Origin of the sequence: Sphingomonas immobilis (assembly GCF_030580995.1) — a bacterium.
Lineage (GTDB): Bacteria > Pseudomonadota > Alphaproteobacteria > Sphingomonadales > Sphingomonadaceae > Sphingomonas > Sphingomonas immobilis.
The window spans coordinates 279,132-298,400 of sequence record NZ_JAUQSZ010000001.1 but is presented as its reverse complement, the minus strand read 5'-3'; the positions used below and the strand labels follow the sequence as shown (position 1 = coordinate 298,400).

General features: G+C 67.8%; 15 protein-coding genes and 1 pseudogene. 8 read left to right on the top strand and 8 right to left on the bottom strand.

The window, feature by feature from the left end:
- Window positions 1-43: 43 nt before the first annotated feature.
- Entirely contained in the window at window positions 44-2,893 is a 2,850-nt protein-coding gene (locus Q5H94_RS01350; RefSeq protein ID WP_304559328.1) for a TonB-dependent receptor domain-containing protein, read from the top strand.
- 61 nt (window positions 2,894-2,954) lie between these two features.
- Here the strand turns inward: Q5H94_RS01350 and Q5H94_RS01345 are convergent, their stop codons facing one another.
- From Q5H94_RS01345 to Q5H94_RS01330, 4 genes are all read right to left on the bottom strand, one after another.
- Window positions 2,955-4,631 (bottom strand): putative bifunctional diguanylate cyclase/phosphodiesterase, encoded by a 1,677-nt coding sequence (locus tag Q5H94_RS01345; protein ID WP_304559327.1) that lies wholly within the window; start codon window positions 4,629-4,631, stop codon window positions 2,955-2,957.
- A gap of 72 nt (window positions 4,632-4,703) precedes the next feature.
- A complete protein-coding gene (locus tag Q5H94_RS01340; RefSeq protein WP_304559326.1) occupies window positions 4,704-5,297 on the bottom strand; it encodes a Smr/MutS family protein in 594 nt (197 codons plus the stop codon).
- 4 nt (window positions 5,298-5,301) lie between these two features.
- Complete coding sequence (gene mltA / locus Q5H94_RS01335; protein WP_304559742.1) at window positions 5,302-6,585, bottom strand: murein transglycosylase A; 1,284 nt, start codon at window positions 6,583-6,585, stop codon at window positions 5,302-5,304.
- Entirely contained in the window at window positions 6,585-7,205 is a 621-nt protein-coding gene (locus Q5H94_RS01330; protein WP_431312128.1) for a Tim44/TimA family putative adaptor protein, read from the bottom strand. Before Q5H94_RS01330 ends, mltA begins: the two co-directional genes overlap by 1 nt.
- A 205-nt stretch (window positions 7,206-7,410) precedes the next feature.
- Here Q5H94_RS01330 and secB point away from each other — a divergent pair, with 205 nt between their 5' ends.
- The 3 genes from secB (at window position 7,411) to trpS (ending at window position 10,637) form a co-directional block, all read left to right on the top strand.
- On the top strand, window positions 7,411-7,917 hold the full coding sequence (secB, locus tag Q5H94_RS01325; RefSeq protein ID WP_304559323.1) for a protein-export chaperone SecB: 507 nt from the start codon (window positions 7,411-7,413) through the stop codon (window positions 7,915-7,917).
- Between the two features lie 134 nt (window positions 7,918-8,051).
- Window positions 8,052-9,626 carry a murein biosynthesis integral membrane protein MurJ gene (murJ, locus tag Q5H94_RS01320; RefSeq protein WP_304559322.1) on the top strand — a complete coding sequence of 525 codons (1,575 nt, stop codon included), beginning with the start codon at window positions 8,052-8,054 and terminating at the stop codon, window positions 9,624-9,626.
- A 9-nt stretch (window positions 9,627-9,635) separates the two neighbouring features.
- Window positions 9,636-10,637 carry a tryptophan--tRNA ligase gene (gene trpS, locus Q5H94_RS01315; RefSeq protein ID WP_304559320.1) on the top strand — a complete coding sequence of 334 codons (1,002 nt, stop codon included), beginning with the start codon at window positions 9,636-9,638 and terminating at the stop codon, window positions 10,635-10,637.
- Window positions 10,638-10,804: 167 nt separating this feature from the next.
- On the opposite strand, the gene dnaA is transcribed toward trpS, so the two are convergent.
- The 3 genes from dnaA to mutM all read right to left on the bottom strand — a co-directional run bounded on the left by dnaA (window position 10,805) and on the right by mutM (window position 13,894).
- Window positions 10,805-12,235, bottom strand: coding sequence for a chromosomal replication initiator protein DnaA (dnaA, locus tag Q5H94_RS01310; protein WP_431312127.1), 1,431 nt, complete (start codon window positions 12,233-12,235; stop codon window positions 10,805-10,807).
- Between the two features lie 487 nt (window positions 12,236-12,722).
- Window positions 12,723-12,986, bottom strand: coding sequence for a 30S ribosomal protein S20 (gene rpsT, locus Q5H94_RS01305; protein ID WP_304559317.1), 264 nt, complete (start codon window positions 12,984-12,986; stop codon window positions 12,723-12,725).
- Window positions 12,987-13,078: 92 nt separating this feature from the next.
- Entirely contained in the window at window positions 13,079-13,894 is an 816-nt protein-coding gene (mutM, locus tag Q5H94_RS01300) for a bifunctional DNA-formamidopyrimidine glycosylase/DNA-(apurinic or apyrimidinic site) lyase (RefSeq protein ID WP_304559316.1), read from the bottom strand.
- Between the two features lie 58 nt (window positions 13,895-13,952).
- Between mutM and Q5H94_RS01295 the strand changes: the two genes are divergently transcribed.
- The 4 genes and pseudogenes from Q5H94_RS01295 (at window position 13,953) to coaBC (ending at window position 18,676) form a co-directional block, all read left to right on the top strand.
- Window positions 13,953-14,684, top strand: coding sequence for a class I SAM-dependent methyltransferase (locus tag Q5H94_RS01295; protein WP_304559315.1), 732 nt, complete (start codon window positions 13,953-13,955; stop codon window positions 14,682-14,684).
- A 124-nt stretch (window positions 14,685-14,808) separates the two neighbouring features.
- A complete protein-coding gene (gene ubiB, locus Q5H94_RS01290) occupies window positions 14,809-16,353 on the top strand; it encodes a 2-polyprenylphenol 6-hydroxylase (protein ID WP_304559313.1) in 1,545 nt (514 codons plus the stop codon).
- 1 nt (window position 16,354) lies between these two features.
- On the top strand, window positions 16,355-17,461 hold the full coding sequence (locus Q5H94_RS01285) for a hypothetical protein (protein ID WP_304559312.1): 1,107 nt from the start codon (window positions 16,355-16,357) through the stop codon (window positions 17,459-17,461).
- Window positions 17,458-18,676 (top strand): annotated as a pseudogene (gene coaBC, locus Q5H94_RS01280) (bifunctional phosphopantothenoylcysteine decarboxylase/phosphopantothenate--cysteine ligase CoaBC). The gene Q5H94_RS01285 and the pseudogene coaBC overlap by 4 nt, the downstream one beginning before the upstream one ends.
- Window position 18,677: 1 nt before the next feature.
- On the opposite strand, the gene Q5H94_RS01275 reads toward coaBC, so the two are convergent.
- The gene (locus Q5H94_RS01275) at window positions 18,678-19,211 is read right to left on the bottom strand and encodes a hypothetical protein (RefSeq protein WP_304559310.1); all 534 of its coding nucleotides are present in this window, start codon (window positions 19,209-19,211) and stop codon (window positions 18,678-18,680) included.
- Between the last annotated feature and the right edge of the window lie 58 nt (window positions 19,212-19,269).

Genomic DNA, 19,269 nt, shown 5'->3' with positions numbered 1-19,269 from the left:
CGGCTGCGGCGTCACCTTCCTGTCATACAACAGGGGAAATCGAATGACTTACAAATCAGCGTTGCGATGCGGCGTGGTCGCGTCCGCGCTCATGTTCGGCGCCGGCGCGGCGCAGGCGCAGAGCCTGCCGGCCGATGGCCCGGCCGCGGCACCCTCGGGCGACATCGTCGTCACCGGATCGCGCATCCGCCGCGACCCGCTCAACGACGAAAGCCCGGTCGTCACGCTCGACCAGTCGACCATCGCCAAGACCGGCCTGTCCTCGATCGCCGACGTCCTGCAGCGCATCCCGAGCGCCAGCGGCGGCCTGAACAGCAAGGTCAACAATTCGGGCAACCTCGGCAATCCGCCGGACGGCGGCGGCGTCGGCGCGGGCTCGGCGGAAATCGACCTGCGCTACCTCAGCTCGAAGCGCACGCTCGTGCTGGTCGACGGCGTCCGCTACGTGCCCGGCACCAGCGGCAGCGGCATCCCCGCGACGGTCGATCTCAACACCATTCCCAGCAACATGATCGACCGTGTCGAAGTGCTGCAGTCGGGCGCGTCGTCGCTCTACGGTTCGGACGCGATCGCCGGCGTGGTCAACGTCATCACCGTCGCGCAGCAGGTCGGCCTGAAGGCATCCGCGCAGTTCGGCACGTTCCGCCAGGGCGACGGCCACACGCAGGATTACAGCCTGAGCTACGGCATCAAGGGCCCGACGACGAACTTCGTCGCCGGCGGCTATTACACCAAGCAGGAGGCGGTGCGCACCGCCAACCGCACGATCTCGCAATTCCCGAACCCCGGCCAGACCGCCTGTACCGATCCCATCGGCGGCTGCAGCAGCGCGGCGGTCAACGGCCGCTTCCTCGGCTTCTTCGGCAATCTCACGATCAGGAACGCGCCGAACAACAATCCGACGCTCGCCGATCTGCGGCCCTTCACCGCGTCGGATCGCTTCAACTTCGCGCCGTTCAACTACATCGTGACGCCGACCGAGCGCTATGGCGCGTGGTTCAGCTTCAAGCAGGAGGTGAACGACAACATCAACCTGCGCGTGAAGGCCGCCTACAACCGCCGCAACTCGCAGAACCAGGCGGCGTTCGAGCCGCTGTTCATCGGCCCCGATGCGGGCAACGGCGCGGGCAGCCTGTTCGACGTGATGTCGATCGACCGCACCAACCCGTACAACCCCTTCGGCGTGACGCTGTCGGCCGGCAAGCCCGGCGAGGGCCCCGCCAATTACAGCTTCGTCGCGCGCCGCCTGGTGGAAGCCGGACAGCGCACGTTCAACCAGCAGGTCGACACGATGACCGCGTCGGCGACGCTCGACGGCTCGTTCAACGTCGGCGAACATAAGTGGTATTGGGACGCGACGGCCGCCTTCGGCGTGAACGATGCGTACCAGACCTTCACCGGCAACGTCCGCGCCGACCGCGTCGGGCTCGCGCTCGGTCCCGTCGCCGCGTGCAACGCGACGCCGGGCTGCGTGCCGCTCAACATCTTCGGTGGTGCGGGCTCGATCACGCCGGCGATGCTCAACTACATCCAGTTCACCGAGATCGATCGCAGCAAGCAGGAGCTGTACGATTACACGGCGAACCTGAGCGGCGATCTCGTCGATCTGCCGGCCGGCCCGATCGGCTTCGCGATCGGGTACGAACACCGTGTCCAGATCGCGAACTTCAATCCCGATCCGATCATCGCCGCGGGCCTCGGTGCGGACATCCCGTCCAAGCCGGCAGCCGGCAAGTATCATTCGAACGAGTTCTACGGCGAGCTTCGCGTGCCGCTGGTGAAGGACACGCCCTTCATCCAGTCGCTCGAGGTCAACGGCTCGGTCCGCCATGCCGATTATTCGATCACCGGCGGCAGCACGACCTACACCGCGATCGGCCTGTGGAAGCCGGTCGATGACCTGCTGCTGCGTGGTTCGTACGCAACGGGCTTCCGCGCGCCGAGCCTTGGCGAGCTGTTCAGCGACCGCTCGCGCTTCGATCTTCCCGCCAACGATCCCTGCACCAGCGCAGCCGGCGGCCTGTTCCAGTCCAACGCGACGGTCCGCGCGAACTGCATCGCCAACGGCGTTCCCGCCGACGGCAGCTATGCCGAGGATCAGGGCGGGCAGCTGCCCGTGCTGACCCGCGGCAACCGCAACCTGAAGCCGGAAACGTCGCGCAGCCTGCTGTTCGGCGCGGTCTATTCGCCGGCATGGGCGCGCAGCAGCGGCTGGTCGACGCAGCTCAGCCTGGAAGTCAATTACTACGACATCCAGGTCGACAACGCGATCGCGGCACTCGATGCCAACGTGAAGCTCAACAATTGCGCCTTGCTCGGCGATGCGAGCGCCTGCTCGCAGATCATCCGTACCGCCAACGGCTTCATCAACGAGATCGACGCGACGCTCGACAATCTCGATTCGATCAAGACGCGCGGCATCGATGCGACCTTCCGCTACCGCTCGCCGCTGACCCCGATCGGCGCGTTCGGCCTGTCGGCGAACGCGACGTGGCTGCTCAAGTACACGCTCGCCGCGTCGAACGGCGCGGTCGTGCTCAATCGTGAAGGCACCGAGCGCGGCAGCCCCGACCAGGCGTTCCCGCGCTTCAAGGGCAATGCGACGCTCGACTGGTCGCTGGCGGGCTTCACCGCCGCGTTCACCGGCCGCTACATCAGCGGCGTGACCGAGAGCGTGAACGGCAACCGCATGGGCAGCGTGTTCTACGGCGACCTTCAGCTCGGCTACGCACCGTCGTTCCTCGAAGAGCGGCTCGCGCTGACGCTCGGCGTGAACAACATCTTCGATCGTGATCCGCCCGCCTGCTTCAGCTGCGGCGGCGCGAACTACGATCCGACGACCTACGACGCACCCGGCCAGTTCGGTTACGTCCGCCTGACCTACAAGATGTAAACCGACCGCCTCTGGCGGAAAAGAAAGGGCCGGGCGCGCGAAGGCGTTCCCGGCCCTTTTCCTATGCGCGGCGCGCGTCGTCCGCCGTGTTGCCCCGGCTCCAGGCGATGAAGGCGGCCTCGTCCATCGGCAGCGCGACGGCATAGCCCTGTATCACGTCGCAACCGATCACGCGCAGCACGTCGGCCTGCGCCTGCGTCTCGATCCCCTCGCCCACCGCTTCGCAGCCCAATCCGTGGATCAGCCCGATCACCGCCTGGGTGATGTTGCGGGCAGCCTCGTCGGTGGCGATGGCGGCGATCAGGCTCTGGTCGAGCTTGATGCGATCGACCGGCAGCGCGCGCAGTTTGGCGAGGCTGGAATAGGAGGTGCCGAAATCGTCGATCGCCACCGTCGCGCCGTCGGCGCGCAGCAGCGCGATCGCCTCGATCACGGTGTCGCTGCAATGCATCGCCAGCGATTCGGTGATCTCCAGCTCCAGCAGCCGCGCGGGCGCGTTTGCCTCCTGCATGGCGGCGCGCAGGCGGTGGAAGAAATTGGCGCGGTCGAGCTGGCGCGGCGAGATGTTGATCGCCAGACGCTGCTCGATGCCGAGCTCGCCCCAGCGCGCGATGGTGGCGGCGACCTTGCCGATTACCCAGTCGCCGATCTCGACGATCAGGCCGGTTTCCTCGGCGCGGCGGATGAAGCTCTCGGGCAGGCGCACGCCGTCCGGGTGGTGCCAGCGCAGCAGCGCCTCGGCCGCGACCGTCTCGCCGCCGCGGATCGCGACCTGCGGCTGATAGACGAGATCGAACTGCTTGCGGTCGATAGCCTCGCGCAATTCGCCTTCGAGGCGCAGGCGCCCGGCGATCTCGTTGGCGAGCGTTTCGGAATAATGTTCCGCACGGCCACGTCCGGTTGCCTTGGCATGGTACATGGCAGCGTCGGCGGCGCGCATCAGATCGGTCAGCGCCTCGCCGTGTTCAGGGCGCAGCGCGACGCCGATCGACGCGCCGATCGAGATATCGGTGCCGAGAATGTGGAACGGTTCGGCCAGCGCGAACAGCACGCCGCGGCAGATGCGCGAGATGTCGGCGTCGTCGCCAAGCTCCGGGAAGAACATCGTGAACTCGTCGCCGGCCAGCCGCCCGATCAGCGGCGCGGGCCCGGTCGCATCGGCGGCCACGCGGTCGCCGACCGCACGCAGGCGGTTGGCGACCATGCCGAGCAGCATGTCGCCGGTGGCATGGCCCATCGTGTCGTTGACCGCCTTGAAACGATCGAGATCGATGAAGAGCAACGCCGCGTTCTGCTGCGGCGGCATCGTCTCCAGCATATGCTCGCAACTGCGGCGGAAGCTCGTGCGGTTTGGCAGCGCGGTGACGGGGTCGACCATTGCGATGCGGTGGACGCTCTCCAGATTGGCGCTGAGATGGCCGAACAGCCCGCGCATCGTCGCGGCGAGATGCGGCACGTGCGTCTCGATCTCGGCAGGGATTTCGCTGGCGAGGTCGCCCTTGGAGGCTTCGGTCAGGCGCTCGATCGCGGCATCGATCGCCGCCGCCGTGGTGGCGACGCCGCGCTCGATCGAGAACCAGCAGATCGCGCCGCACACGATCGCGAGGATCAGCGCGCGGCCGATCTCGCTCGCGTCGGGAATACCGCCGGCGGTCGCCACCAGCACGATGACGAAGGCAGCCGCGGCCGCGCCCATCGCGAAGGTGATCGCGCGCGCTTTGAGCGTGAAACCTTCCATCGCGCGTTAGAAACCCTCTTGCGACCATCCCCGTCCTGGATTTCGGGGTGGCGAGAGCCTGCCAGCAACAGGTTAATTCTTCGGTAAATCGCGTGTGCGGCGCAGCACGATATAGAGCGCGCCGGCCCCGCCGTGGCGCGGATGCGCGGGGCGGACGGCGGCGATGTCGCGCGCGTGGCGCGATCCGGCGAGCCAGTCGCCGACCGCCGCGCGGATCGCGCCGCGCGCGTGCGGGCGCTCGCTTTCCGGTCGCGGTGCCTTGCCGGTGACGAGCAGGACGACGCGGTCGCCCTCGCGGATCGCCGCGTCGAGCGCGCGGTCAAGGAGGGTGTAAGCGGAGTTGAGCGTGTGGCCGTGGAGATCGACCGAACGATCGACCTGGACGACGCCGCGCGTGAGTTTCTTGTCCCAGGAGCCGTCGAGCGTCTTGTCGGCATGGGCCTTCGGCTGATCCCCGGCGGAGGCCGGGGCCGCTACGTTGCTCGGCGAGCCCGTCGATCCACTACCCAACGGCCCCGGCCTCCGCCGGGGCGACGGCTGAGGCTTGGGCGCCTCCACAACGGGGGCAGGTGCCGCAACCGCCGCGACGGCGCGAAACGGCCGCACCGTCTCGATCACGCGCGCCCATAACGCCGCTTCGTCAGGGGTCAGCGGGTGCTTTCCCACCCCGTTATTCCCTGGGCCTCTCCGCCTGCAACCGCGCCAGCGTGCCCACCGGCAGCAGCAGGAAGGCGGTGCCGCGCGCCGACATGCCGCCGGCGATCGCGCGGGCATCGTCGCCGCCGCCCCAATAGGTGTCGAAGCGGTTGGCGCCCTTGATCGCGCCGCCGGTATCCTGCGCCACCCAGATGCCGGTCGCATCGGTGCGGTCCATCGACAGGAAGGCGGGCGCACCCATCGGCACGAATTTGGGATCGACCGCCACGCTCGCGCCGCCGGTCACGGCATAGCCCATCGCGCCCTGCGGCGGGCCGGGCATGATGCGGAAGAAGACGTAGCTCTTGTTCTCGCGCATGATCTCGCGGCCCTCGGCCGGATGATTGTGCAGCCACTGGACGATGCCCTGCATCGACGCCTGACCGGGCCCGATCAGCCCGCGTGTCCGCATCAGCGCGCCGATGCCGGTATAGTCACGGCCGTTCTGCGTGTCGTAGCCGATGCGGATCGTGCCGCCGTCGGGCAGGCGCAGCCGCCCCGATCCCTGCACCTGCAGGAAGAACAATTCGACCGGATCGGCCGCCCAGGCGAGGATCGGCGCGCGGCCGTTGCCGAGCGCGCCCTCCTCGATGCCCGTGCGGTCGTCATAGGGGACGAAGCTCTTGCCGCTGATCTTGCCGCGGATCTTCTTGCCCTTCAGCGTATCGCTGAACAGGCCGAGATCGACGTCGATCAGATCGGTCGGGCGGCCGTAGACCGGCGTCTCGCACCCCGGCTGGCGGGTGCGGCATCCGGCGATCTCGGGCTCGTAATAGCCGGTGGCAAAGGCCTTGCCGTCGCCGACCTGCACCGCCTCGAAATATTGCGCGAAGAAGCTGCGCGCCTCGCCGCTCTGCACGCCGCTGGCGGCGCTGCACACGCCGACCCAGTCGGCGGCTTGCGTCAGGCCCGACGAATCCGTGCGGCGGGTGAGCGCAGGGCACGAGGTGCGGAAGGCACCGAGCGCGGCGGCGGCGCGTTCCTCGCTGATCGGCAGCGTGTAGACAGGCGGGCCGGCGACGACGCCGGCGCTGCGCGCGCTCGCGGTATTGGCGGGCGGCGGCGCGACGGCAACGGGCGGCAGCGGCTTGGCGGCAACCGGCTGACGCGGCGCATCGCGAACGGGCGCGCGGTACGGCTCGGACGGATATTGCTGCGGTCGCGCGGCATCACGCGGGCGTTCGCCTCCCGGACTTACGCACGCCGAAAGCAGCAGCAGCGTGGCCGTCGCTGCGATCCCCAGCCCCCCCGAGCGGATCACGCTTCGTCGGTGTCCGCGAGCTTCCAGTTCGGGTCGTTGCTCTTGAGCGTCCGCGCGAACGTCCAGACGTCGTGCGTCTCGACCGCGTCGGTCATCGATCCGGCGACCACGACACCCTCGGCATCGCGCGTGACGGCGGCGATATCGGCATCGAAGCGCACCGTGATGCGCGCGAGCTTGCCGGTGAGCGACGCGTCGGAGATCATCGCGCGTTCGATCGAGACGAGGCGGTTGTCGAGCACATGGCCCGCCTCGGCACGCTCGGCGATGGCCGCGACGAAGGCCGCGCGGACCTCGTCGTCGGCGAGCCACGAAAGCTGCTCCTCGTCGCCCTTCCAATAGGCTTCCAGAATCATGCGATAGGCCGACTGCGCGCCTTCCAGGAAGCGCGCGACGTCGAAGCCGGGCTCGGCCGAAACGATCGAACGGATACCCGCCTCGGCACGCGGCGCGATGTTGCGGGCGGCGAGATCGCGCTGTTCTGCCGGAACCTCGATCGGGCGCGGCAGCGCCGTTACGGGCGCGCGTTCCTCGGCCGGCTTGGGCAACGGCTGCTCGTGGCCGGTGCGCTTGCCGAGGACCATATAGAGACGGAGCGCCAGGAAACCGGCGACCATCGCGAGCAAGACGACGTAGAATAGTTGCACTGGGCCTAAGCCTCCGGATCTTCGGCGAGCGTTCAATATAGCCCTAACGCGCGAGCGTTACAAATGGAGCCGAAACCGGCACCGTTGAACTGCCTCGCGCCCCCTGCTAGGCGCGCCTTTTCGCGAACGCCAGCCAGCACGGCGTTTGCCCGGACAGATTTAAGGACGCGTTTTCATGAGCGAACAGGACGACGGCATCATCACTTCCACCGTGCCGCTGACCAACGGCGAGGATACCGCGCCGGCGGTGGGGCTGATCTCGCAATATGTGAAGGACCTGTCGTTCGAGAATCCGAACGCACCGGCGATCTTCCAGTCGCAGGCGCAGCCCAACATCGACGTCCAGTTCAATATCAACGCACAGCAGGTCGCCGACGACGTACATGAAGTGACGCTGCGCATCGAGGTGAAGGCGCAGGCCGACGATACCGTCGCCTTCCTCGTCGATCTCTCGTACGCGGGGCTGTTCGGGATGCGCAACATGCCGGTCGAGCATCTCCAACCCTTCCTGCTCGCCGAGGCTCCGCGCCTGATCTTCCCCTTCGCCCGCCGCGTGCTGGCCGATGCCGTGCGCGACGGCGGCTTCCCGCCGCTGCTGCTCGAGCCGATCGATTTCGCCGCGCTGTTCATGCAGCAGGCCGAGGCGCAGAACGGCAATGTCGGGGTGACCGGCACGGCTTGAGCCTGATCTGGCCTGGATGCCCCCCTCCCCGTTCGGGCTGAGCTTGTCGAAGCCCTGCCCTTTCTTCGTGCCAAGAAGGACAGCCCTTCGACAAGCTCAGGGCGAACGGTGATGGAGAACGGGGTGACAAAGCCATGAACCTCGTAAAATCGCTCGGCTCGGTCGGCGGGCTTACGCTCGTCAGCCGGGTGCTGGCGTTGCTGCGCGATTCGCTCGCGGCGCGCTATGTCGGCGCGGGCTTCGCGTCGGATGCGTTCAACGGCGTTGCCTTCCGCCTGCCCAATATGTTTCGCGCGTTGTTCGCGGAAGGCGCGTTTTCGGCCGCGTTCATCCCGATGTTCAACAAGAAGGCGGCGGGGCCGGACGGCATGGCCGGCGGCTATCTCTTCGCCGAACGCGCGCTGTCGGTGCTGTTGCCGGTGGTCGTGCTGTTCACGGTGGCGCTGCTGGTCGCGGCGTGGCCGATCACCTGGCTGCTGTCGGGCGGCTTCGCGCGCCAGCATCCGACGCCGGAGCAATTCGCCTTCGCGGTGATGCTGTCGCGCATTACCCTACCCTATCTGGCGCTGATTTCGCTGGCGTCGCTGCTGGGGGGTATCCTCAATTCGCTCGACAAATTCTGGGTCAATGCCGCCGCCCCCATCCTGCTCAACGTCGCGATGATCGCGGGGCTGTGGCTGTTCCACGGCGCCGACGAGTATGAGACCGCGCGCGTGCAGGCGATCTCCGTGACGGTCGGCGGCGTGCTGCAACTGCTGTGGCTGATCTGGGCGTGCCACCGCGCGGGCGTCGACATGCGGCTGCGCATGCCCAGGCTCGACGACGACGTGCGGCAGATGCTCAAGCTGATCGTCCCCGCCGCCGCCGGTGCGGGCGCATCGCAGATCAACCTGCTGATCTCGACCTCGCTCGCGGGCAGCCTGCTCGCCTCGGGCTCGATCACGTACATCTATTACGCCGACCGGCTGAACCAGCTCCCGCTCGGCCTCATCGGCATCGGGCTCGGCACGATCCTCTTGCCGACGATCTCGCGCCTGCTGTCGGGCGGGCGCGAGCAGGAGGCGATGGATACGCAGAATCGCGGCATCGAGCTGGCGCTGTTCCTGACGCTTCCCGCGACGATGGCCTTTCTGATCGCCGCCGAACCGATCGTGCGCGGGCTGTTCGAGTACGGCCGTTTCGACGCGGAGGACGCGCGCAAATGCGGCTGGGCGCTCAGCGCGTTCTCGATCGGCCTGCCTTCCTATGTGCTCGTGAAGGTGCTGACGCCGGGCTATTACGCGCGCGGCGATACGAAGACGCCGGTGCGCTTCGCGATGCTGTCGATCGTCGTGAACATCATCGGCAACCTCATCATGATCCCGCTGATCGGCCATGTCGGCCCGCCGCTCGCGACCGCACTCGCGTCGACCGTCAACGTGGCGATGCTCTATTCCACACTGGTGAAGCGCGGACATTTCGCCGCCGACGCGCAGCTCCGCCGCCGCGTGCCGCGCCTCGTGCTGGCAGCGCTGGCGATGGGCGCGACCGTCTATGCGTGCGAGCGGCTGTTCGATCCGTATCTCGGCGGGGCGCTGATCGTGCGCTATGCGGCGCTGGCGGTGCTGGTCGGCGCGGGCTGCGCGATCTATGGCGTCGCGTGTTTCCTCACCGGCGCGTACCGCGTGGCCGACATCAAGGCGCTGCTCGGGCGGCGCAAGACCCTCTAGGACTTTCCCATGCGCGTGCTTTCCGGCATCCAGCCTACCGGCAACCTCCACCTCGGCAACTATCTCGGCGCTATCAAGCAATGGGTGCAGATGCAGGATGCAAATCCGGCGGGCACCTGCCTGTTCTTCCTCGCCGATCTGCACGCGCTGTCGCAGCCGGTGGTCGCGGCCGAGCTGCACGCCAACACGATCGAGATGGCCGCGACGCTGCTCGCCTGCGGAATCGACCCCGCGCGTTCGGTGCTGTTCAACCAGGCGCGCGTGCCCGCGCACAGCGAGCTGGCGTGGCTGCTCGGCGGCACGGCGCGCATGGGCTGGCTCAACCGCATGACGCAGTGGAAGGACAAGGCCGGCAAGAGCGGCGAGACGCAGAGCGTCGATCTCTTCACCTATCCGGTTCTCCAGGCCGCCGACGTGCTGCTCTACAAGGCGACGCACGTGCCGGTCGGGCACGACCAGAAGCAGCATCTCGAGTTGGCGCGCGATATCGCCACCAAGTTCAACACCGATTTCGGCGTGGAGCTGTTCCCGCTGCCCGAACCGCTGATTTCCAAGGAAGCGCCGCGCATCATGAGCTTGCGCGACGGCACGGCGAAGATGTCGAAGTCGGACCCTTCGGACGCCTCGCGCATCAACCTGGTCGACAGCGACGACACGATCGCCTCGAAGGTGAAGAAGGCCAAGAGCGACGCCGACGTGTTGCCGGAGGCTTTCACCGATCTGGAACAGCGCGCCGAGGCGAAGAACCTCGTGACGATCTACGCGGTGCTGGCAGGCAAGACCCCGCAAGAGGTGACGGCGGATTTTGCCGGTAAGGGCTTCGGCGCGTTCAAGCCCGCGCTCGCCGATCTCGCGATCGCCGTTCTCGGCCCGATCCGCGACCGGCTGACGGCGCTGCTGGACGACAAGGCGGCGGTGAGCGCCGCGCTGGCGGAGGGGGCCGCCAAGGCCAATGCCATCGCCGCACCGACGCTGCGCGCGGCGCAGGCCGCAGTGGGGCTGCATGTTTGATCGTCGCCCCGGCGCAGGCCGGGGCCGCTAGAGTATCAGGCGCGCGGTTGCCTAGCACGTAACGGCCCCGGCCTCCGCCGGGGCGACGGCATCAGAAAATGGAACCCCAGGCCGCAAGCGTCACCGCTTCGAATCCGGGGATCTCACACCTCAAAGCTGAGCGAAGCTCAGCCCTCCAGCGTATGCAGCAAAGTCCTGACCGCAGCGTCGATGTCGCGGTCCTTGTCGCGCAGTTCCTCGATGCGGCGCACCGCATGGATCACCGTCGAATGGTCGCGCCCGCCGAATTTTCGCCCGATTTCGGGCAGCGAGCGCGTCGTCAGGCGCTTGGCGAGGTACATCGCGATCTGGCGCGGGCGGGCGACCACGACGGCGCGGCGGGCCGATACGAGATCGACCGGCTTCAACTCGAAATGCGCCGAAACGGCCTTCTGGATCTCGTCGATCGTCACGCGTCGCTCGGCCCCGCGCAGCATGTCGCCGAGCGTCGCCACCGCGAAATCCATGTCGATCGGATCGCCGGTAAGCTGCGAGTACGCGACGAGTCGGTTGAGCGCCCCCTCCAGATCGCGGATGTTCGCCGTGATGCGCGCCGCCAGCAGATCGAGCACCTCGGCGGGCGCCGACACTTCGGGCATGTCGATCAGCTTGCGCGCCAGCACCGCGCGGCGCAGCGTCAGGTCGGGTGCCTTGATGTCGGCGACGAGACCGCACGACAGGCGCGAGGTGATGCGCAGCTCGATCCCGTCGAGCCCCTGCGGGCAACGGTCGGCACTGATGACGAGACGTTTGCCGGCACCCATCACTTCGTTGATCGTGTGGAAGAATTCCTCCTGCGTGGAATCCTTGCCGGCGATGAATTGCAGATCGTCGATCAGCAGCAGGTCGGCGGCGCGCAGCCGCGCCTTGAAGCCATGCGTGTCGCGCGCGCGGATCGCCTGGACGAAATCGAACATGAAGCGCTCGGCCGACATCAGGATGACGTTGGCCTGTGGCACCGCCAGCAGATACGCCGCGCCGATCGCGTGCATCAGGTGCGACTTGCCCTGCCCCGTCCCGCCGTGAAGGAACAGCGGGCTGAAGCGCGGCACGCCGGGCTCGGCCAGCGCGCGTGCGGCATTGAAGGCGACGCGGTTCGAGGGATCGACGACGAAGCGATCGAAGGTGAAGCGCGGATCGAGCGGCGGCCGCTCGCGCACCACGCCCGGCGTGGCGATGGTCGCGACCGGAGTGGGCGCGTCCTGCGGCGCGTCAACGGCCTCGACGCGTAGCGCCGCGACCTGCGGGATCGCCGAGCGCGTCTCGATCGACACGCTGCGCACGCCCGGAATCTGCATGCGGAATTCGGCGAGCAACCGGTCGGCATAGTGGTTGCTGACCCAGTTGGTCATGAACGCCGAAGGCAGCGCCAGCCGCACCGTGTCGGTATCCGATTCAGGGGTAAGCTCGATCGGCTTCAGCCATTTGTCGAACAGCCGCGCTCCGGCGGATTCGCGCAGATGCGCGCGCACCGTGTTCCAGGCCTTCGCAACCTCTCCGTTGGCCTGTGCGCTTACTTGTCCGTTCGTTTGCTCGCTACCAAGCCCGTTCGACCGTATCGCATTCTTGACCGCAAAACCGTTCACGCAATACCCTTCCACCACGGCGCGACACAGTGCCGCGCCGCCAGACAGACGACAGACAAAAACCCCCACAGCCGGAATCACGATCCGCCTGGCAATCCAACTTCGATGAGACGCGAGGCGGAACCGCCTGCGCTGCGCCGGCCATTTATGAAGATCAAAACGAGTCGAGCAAGAGCGCGACCCGTCAGAATTTTGAAATATTCGGGATTGACTCGAATTGCGCCAAGGATTCCCGTCAAAAATCGCACAAGTGGCTGATAAGACTAAGGTCTTATGTTTCTGTTTGATGAAACACCCTGCGAATCGTGGAATCTCCTATGTTTAGAGCATCGAGTTCCCAGCAACGCAGCTGCAGCATCGAGAAACGAAATTGCGCATATTTGAAACGTCTTTTCTGGACGCCAAAAAACCCGCCCGGAACTGGCCGGGCGGGCTGAAGACTGCCCCGAAACGGGTCGAATCAGGCGAGCGCGGCGAGCCGCTTCGTCAGGCGCGAGAACTTCCGCGATGCGGTGTTCTTGTGCAGCACGCCCTTGGCGACGCCACGTGCCAGCTCCGGCTGCATCGCGGCCATCGCTTCGGTGGCGGCGGGCTTGTCGCCTGCTGCCAGAGCGGCCTCGGCCTTCTTCACGAAGGTGCGGATGCGGCCGACCCGGTTGCCGTTGATTTCCGCGCGACGGTCGTTGCGACGGATACGCTTTTTCGCCTGTGGCGTATTGGCCATGAAGCCCTCTGATTCTGAAACAAGAAAGGGCGCAGGAATCGCTCCCGGCCCCGGAAAGCAGCGCCCTTACCGGCTGAGGCGGTGGTGGTCAATCATTTCTGGCAAGAAGGACACCAAAACGTCGACCGGCCGCCGTCCGCATAGCGCCTGACGACGCCCGCGCATCCGGCGCACGGCTCGCCCTCACGGCCGTAGACGGCGAACTGCTTGGAGAAATAACCGAGCTCGCCGTCGGGCCGCGCATAGTCGCGCAGCGTCGAGCCGCCCGCCTCGATCGCGGCGATCAGCACCTCGTGAATCGCGGCCACGAGTTTCTCGAGTTTGGCGAGGCTGATTCGCCCGGCCTCGCGCTTCGGGCTGATGCGCGCGATGAACAGCGCCTCGCAGACGTAGATATTGCCGAGCCCTGCCACGACCTTCTGATCGAGCAGCATCGCCTTGATCGGCGCGATCCGCCCGGCGAGCTTGTCCTTCAGATAGGCGGCGGTGAAACCGGGATCGAACGGTTCCGGCCCCGTCGCGGCGAAGGGCGGCCAGGCGAGGACCGAATCGGTCCGCACCAGATCGACCGAGCCGAAGCGGCGCGGATCGTTGAGCGCGAGCCTGCGCCCGGTATCCGTCTCCAGAATGAGGTGGTCATGCGGCAGCAGCTCCGCCGGATCGACGCGCCAGCGCCCCGACATGCCGAGATGGAAGATCATCGTGTCGCCGCGATCGGTGTCGATCAGCCCGTATTTGGCGCGGCGGCCAAGGGCCGTCACGCGCGCGCCGGTCATGCGCTGGCCGAGATCCTCCGGGAATGGCCGGCGCAGGTCGCCGCGGCGCGGCTGCACCAGCGTGAGGCGCGCGCCTTCGAGCACTGGGCGCAGGCCCCGCACGGTGGTCTCGACTTCGGGAAGCTCGGGCATGGGCCAGACAGCTAGGTTGCGTTTGCCCGCGCCACAAGCGCCCGCTAGAGCGATCGCCATGAGCGACACCGTTTCCTTCGGCTACGAAGACATCCCCGCTTCCGAAAAGACTGCCCGCGTCGGCGGCGTGTTCTCGAACGTGGCGGCGAAATACGATCTGATGAACGATGCCATGTCGGGCGGTATGCACCGGCTGTGGAAGGATCGCTTCGTGCGCCGGGTGTGCCCGCGAGGCGGCGAGCAGATCCTCGACATGGCGGGCGGCACCGGCGACATCGCCTTCCGCCTCGCCGATGGCGGCGCGAGCGTGACCGTGGCCGACATCAACCCGCAGATGCTCGAAGTCGGCATGGAGCGCGCGGCCAAGCGCGGCTACGACGGCTTGGTGTGGACCGAGGCCAATGCCGAAGTGCTGCAATTTCCCGACCGCTTCTTCGACGCCTACACGATCGCCTTCGGCATCCGCAACGTCACCGACATTCCCGCCGCGCTGAAGGAGGCGCACCGCGTGCTGCGGCGTGGCGGGCGCTTCTTCTGCCTCGAATTCTCGACGACGGTGTGGCCGGGCTTCGCGGAGGCCTATGACGCCTATTCGCACAAGCTCGTGCCGCAGCTCGGCAAGCTGCTGGCGGGCGATGCGGATTCGTATCGCTATCTGATCGAATCGATCCGTCGCTTCCCCGACATGCCGACCTTCGAGCGCATGATCAAAGACGCAGGCTTCGTGCAGACCAAGGTCGAGCCGATGCTCGGCGGCCTCGTCGCGATCCACAGCGGCTGGCGGATTTGATGCGGGGCCAACCTGTAGCCCCTCCCCTTCAGGGGAGGGGTTGGGGTGGGGGAAGCCTCGCAGAGCGCGCCGCCCGGAACTGCCCCACCCCAAACCCCTCCCCTGAAGGGGAGGGGCTTAAGAAGTGACCGCCACCGCGACGCACATCTGGCGGCTCCTGAAATGGGGCCGCATCCTCGCGCGGCACGGCGCGCTCACTGGGATCGAGCGCGATCCGGCGACGCCCGCCCCGGTGCGCCGCCTCGTCCGCATTGCGCGGATCGGCGCGCGCGTGCCCAAGATCCCGCGCTATGCCGATGCCTTCCAGGCGATCGGCCCCGCCGCGATCAAGCTCGGCCAGACGCTGGCGACGCGGCCCGATATCGTCGGCGAGGATGCCGCGCGCGATCTGCTGCGTCTGCAGGACGCCCTGCCCCCGCTGCCGTTCGAGGTGATCCACGCGCAGATGGCGCGCGCGTTCCAGCGCGATCCCGCGACGCTGTTCGCCTCGATCGATCCGGTCGCGGTCGGCGCCGCCTCGATCGCGCAGGTCCACCGCGCCGTCACCACCGACGGGCGGACGGTCGCGGTCAAGGTGCTGCGCCCCGGCGTCGAGGAAGAGTTCGTCCGCGCGCTCGACACCTACGAATGGGCGGCGGCACAGGTGGAGGGCATGGGCGGCGACCTCGCGCGCCTGCGCCCGCGCCTCGTCATCGAGACGTTCAAGCGCTGGACCGCGCGCGAGCTCGACCTGCGGCGCGAGGCGGCCTCGGCCTCCGAGCTTGCCGATGCGATGACGGCGGAGCCCGATTTCCTCGTTCCGGCGATCGACTGGCAGCGCACCACCGGCCGCGTGCTGACGCTCGAATGGATCGACGGCATCAAGCTGTCGAACCGCGCCGCGCTGGTGGAGGCGGGCTACGATCTCCAGAAGCTCGCCGACACGCTCGTCCACGCTTTCCTGCGGCAGGCGATCGCGGAGGGGTTCTTCCACGCCGACATGCACCAGGGCAATCTGTTCGCGCTGCCGGGCAACCGCATCGCCGCGATCGATTTCGGCATCATGGGGCGGATCGACCGTCGCGCACGGGTATGGCTTGCGGAGATTCTCTACGGCCTCATCACCGGTAACTACAAGCGCGTGGCGGAAATCCATTTCGAGGCGGGATATGTGCCTGCACACCACAATGTCGCCGAGTTCGCCACCGCTCTGCGCGCGGTCGGCGAGCCGATGCGCGGCATGGCGGTGAAGGATATGTCGATCGGCATGATGCTCGAAGGGCTGTTCAACATCACCCGCGACTTCGACATGCGCACCCAGCCGCACCTGCTGCTCCTGCAAAAGACGATGGTGATGGTCGAGGGCGTCGCCACCAGCCTCGATCCCGACATCAACCTGTGGGATTCGGCCGCGCCGTTCGTGCGCGAGTGGATCAGGACCGAACTGGGCCCGGAAGCCGCCGTGGCCGACCGGCTCGTCACCGATCTGCGCACGCTGTCGCGCCTGCCGCAGCTCATCCGCAACATCGAGCGGCATTTCCCCACCCCCGGCGGTGCCCCGCCCGAGCCGCCGCTCAAGCCTATCGCCGTGCTCGGCCAAAGGCGTGGCGGGCATGGCTGGCGCTATCTCGGCGTCGCGATCCTGAGCGCCGCGGCGAGCTTCGGCGCGGCCTGGCTGGTGCTGCACTGACATGGCGCGGGCCGCTGCCCCGCTGTGGCTGGCCGCGCCGACGCGCTTCGCGGGGCTGAAGCGGCGGCCCGCGCAGATCGTGCTGTTCGGCCTGATCCTGCTGGTGGCGGCGACCTTCTTCGCGCTCGTCCAGCCGCCCGAGCCGCCGCGCGAAGGCGCGACGTCGGGCGAGACCGACGTCGCGCTCTACGAGACGATCGTCGAGGGCGTGCGCGCGGGCGGCAATTACTACGCCATCGCCGCGCGGTCGCTGCGCGCGGGCGACTATCCGCTCAAACCCTTTGTCACCTTCCGCCTGCCGACGCTCGCGCTGATCCAGGCGGCGTTGCCCGCGTGGGGCGTGACGGCGCTGCTCTACGCGCTGGCGGCGGGCGTGTTCGCGGCGTGGCTGCTGCGGCTGCGGAGCGCCTTCACGCGCGGGCCCCCGCTGATCCTCGCCGGCTTCCTGCTCGCGGCCGGGATGCTCGCCTTCGTGCAGAGCGACATCGCCGCCTTCCACGAGATCTGGGCAGGACTGCTGATCGCGCTGTCGCTGGCTTTGCGGCGCGAGGACAGATGGGTCGAGGCGGTCGCGTTCGGGCTGATGGCGATGCTGATCCGCGAGACGGCGGCGCTCTACGTCGGCATCATGGCGGTGCTCGCCTTCGCGGAAGGCCAGCGGCGCGAGGCCATCGCGTGGGGCGCGACCGTCGCGGTGCTGGCGGTCGTCGTAGCGCTTCACGCCCATGCGGTGAGCGAGGTCGTCAACGCGACCGACGCAAACTCGCCCGGCTGGGCTGGCATGCTCGGCTTCGGCTTCTTCGTGGCGACGATGGCGAAATCGACGGGGCTCGCGCTGCTGCCTTTGTGGGCCGCCGCGCCGCTCGTCGGTCTCGCCTTCGCGGGCTGGGCGGGGTGGAATTCGCCGCTCGGTCTGCGCGCGCTCGCGACATACTCCGCCTATGCGCTGCTGATTGCGCTGTTCGGGCGGGCCGATACCTTTTACTGGGGACTGATGGTGGCCCCTGCGATCCTCACCGGCCTCGCCTTCGCGCCCGACGCGGTGCGCGATCTCGTGCGCGCGGCGTTTGCCACGCGCCGCATCACCGTCACGCGGATGGTGCGATGAAGATCCTGCTGATCGTCGGCGGCGGCATCGCCGCGTACAAGGCGTGCGAGCTGGTGCGCCTCGCGCGCAAGGCGAACATCGGCGTACGCTGCGTGATGACGGCGGCCGCGCAGCATTTCGTGACGCCGATGACGCTCGCCGCGCTCAGCGAGCAGCAGGTGTTCACCTCGCTCTGGGATCTCAAGGACGAGGCCGAGATGGGGCATATCCAGCTCAGCCGCGAGGCCGACCTGATCGTCGTCGCCCCCGCCACGGCGGATCTGATGGCGAAGATGGCGGCGGGCATCGCCGACGATCTCGCGACCACCGTCCTGCTCGCCACCGACAAGCGCGTGCTGGCCGCCCCGGCGATGAACGTGCGCATGTGGCAGCACCCCGCGACGCAGCGCAACGTCGCGACCCTGCGCGGCGACGGCGTGACGGTGATGGACCCCGACGAAGGCCCGATGGCCTGCGGCGAATACGGCCCCGGTCGCCTGCCCGAACCCGAGGCGATCCTCAGCGCGATCCAGTGGGCGCTGACGGGATGAGTTCGACTTCCTTCTCCCCTCCCTTCCAGGGAGGGGGATCGTGCGTAAGATGCTGAGCGGCACGCACATCCTCGTCACTGCCGGGCCGACGCATGAGCCGATCGACCCGGTGCGCTATCTCGCCAATCGCAGCTCCGGCAAACAGGGTTTCGCGATCGCCGGCGCGCTGGCCGCGCACGGCGCGCGCGTGACGCTGGTGGCCGGCCCGGTGACGCTCCCCACCCCGCCCGGCGTCGAGCGCATCGACGTCGAAACCGCCGTCCAGATGCAGGCGGCGGTAGAGGCGGCCCTCCCCGTCGATGCCGCCGTGATGGTCGCCGCCGTCGCCGACTGGCGCGTCGAGAGCGCAGGGCAAAAGATCAAGAAGGGCGCGGGCGGGCCGCCCACGCTGCGCCTCGTCGAGAACCCGGATATCCTCGCGGGCCTCGCCGCCAGCCCACGCCGCCCGCGCCTGCTGATCGGCTTCGCGGCCGAGACCGAGCATGTCATCGACCACGCCACCACCAAGCGCGCGCGCAAGAATGTCGATTGGATCGTCGCCAACGACGTGTCGGGCGACGTGATGGGGGGCACCGCCAACACCGTCCACATCGTCACTGCCGACGGCGTCGAAAGCTGGGAACGGATGCCCAAGGACGCGGTCGCGACGAAGCTCGCTGAGCGGATCGCGGCGGCGCTCGCCTAGCCTATTTCCCCGGCATCGGCGCGGAACACACCGTGGTCGCCTTGGCCGCTGCATCGAGATCGCCGTTCTCCAGCGCCAGCCGCCGTGCCGCGCCGCAATTGCCCGCCAGGATCATCCCGGCGATCCTCCGCGCGAACAGCGATCGCTCCCGCTCGCGAATGTCGTCCTCGACATAGCCGCCGCTCCCGCCGCCACCTCCCCCGCTCGACTGGACCGGCAGGTTGGGCTGGCGGAACTTGCCCTCGCTCTTGCCGGAAGGATCGACGAACTGAATCTGCGTCACGCCGCGATCGTTCAGCTTGAACGCGATCTTCGACAGGCAGGCGATGCTGGCGTTCGATTTGGCGATGACGCGCACCGGACGCCCGGCCGCCCATTCCTTCGCCTTGGCGTCGAATTCCTGATCGGTCAGCGCCTTTTCGGCAAGGTCGATGCGGCACCCTTCGGGCCGCGCCGTCACGACGATATCGTCGCCGGCGGGGGGCGAAGCGGCCTGGGTGAGCATCAGCAGCACGGTCGAAAGCATCGGACTCATCAACTGGGCTCTCCTTTACACTCGACTCGGCGCTTCTTCACGCCGCAATGCAACACAG

Bases quoted from the DNA above. Each gene is read 5' to 3' on its own strand.
- Q5H94_RS01350 (WP_304559328.1), top strand. From the start codon at position 44: ATGACTTACAAATCAGCGTTGCGATGCGGCGTGGTCGCGTCCGCGCTC.
- Q5H94_RS01345 (WP_304559327.1), bottom strand. From the start codon at position 4,631: ATGGAAGGTTTCACGCTCAAAGCGCGCGCGATCACCTTCGCGATGGGC.
- Q5H94_RS01330 (WP_431312128.1), bottom strand. From the start codon at position 7,205: ATGGTCGCCGGTTTCCTGGCGCTCCGTCTCTATATGGTCCTCGGCAAG.
- secB (WP_304559323.1), top strand. From the start codon at position 7,411: ATGAGCGAACAGGACGACGGCATCATCACTTCCACCGTGCCGCTGACC.
- murJ (WP_304559322.1), top strand. From the start codon at position 8,052: ATGAACCTCGTAAAATCGCTCGGCTCGGTCGGCGGGCTTACGCTCGTC.
- trpS (WP_304559320.1), top strand. From the start codon at position 9,636: ATGCGCGTGCTTTCCGGCATCCAGCCTACCGGCAACCTCCACCTCGGC.
- rpsT (WP_304559317.1), bottom strand. From the start codon at position 12,986: ATGGCCAATACGCCACAGGCGAAAAAGCGTATCCGTCGCAACGACCGT.
- mutM (WP_304559316.1), bottom strand. From the start codon at position 13,894: ATGCCCGAGCTTCCCGAAGTCGAGACCACCGTGCGGGGCCTGCGCCCA.
- Q5H94_RS01295 (WP_304559315.1), top strand. From the start codon at position 13,953: ATGAGCGACACCGTTTCCTTCGGCTACGAAGACATCCCCGCTTCCGAA.
- Q5H94_RS01285 (WP_304559312.1), top strand. From the start codon at position 16,355: ATGGCGCGGGCCGCTGCCCCGCTGTGGCTGGCCGCGCCGACGCGCTTC.
- Q5H94_RS01275 (WP_304559310.1), bottom strand. From the start codon at position 19,211: ATGAGTCCGATGCTTTCGACCGTGCTGCTGATGCTCACCCAGGCCGCT.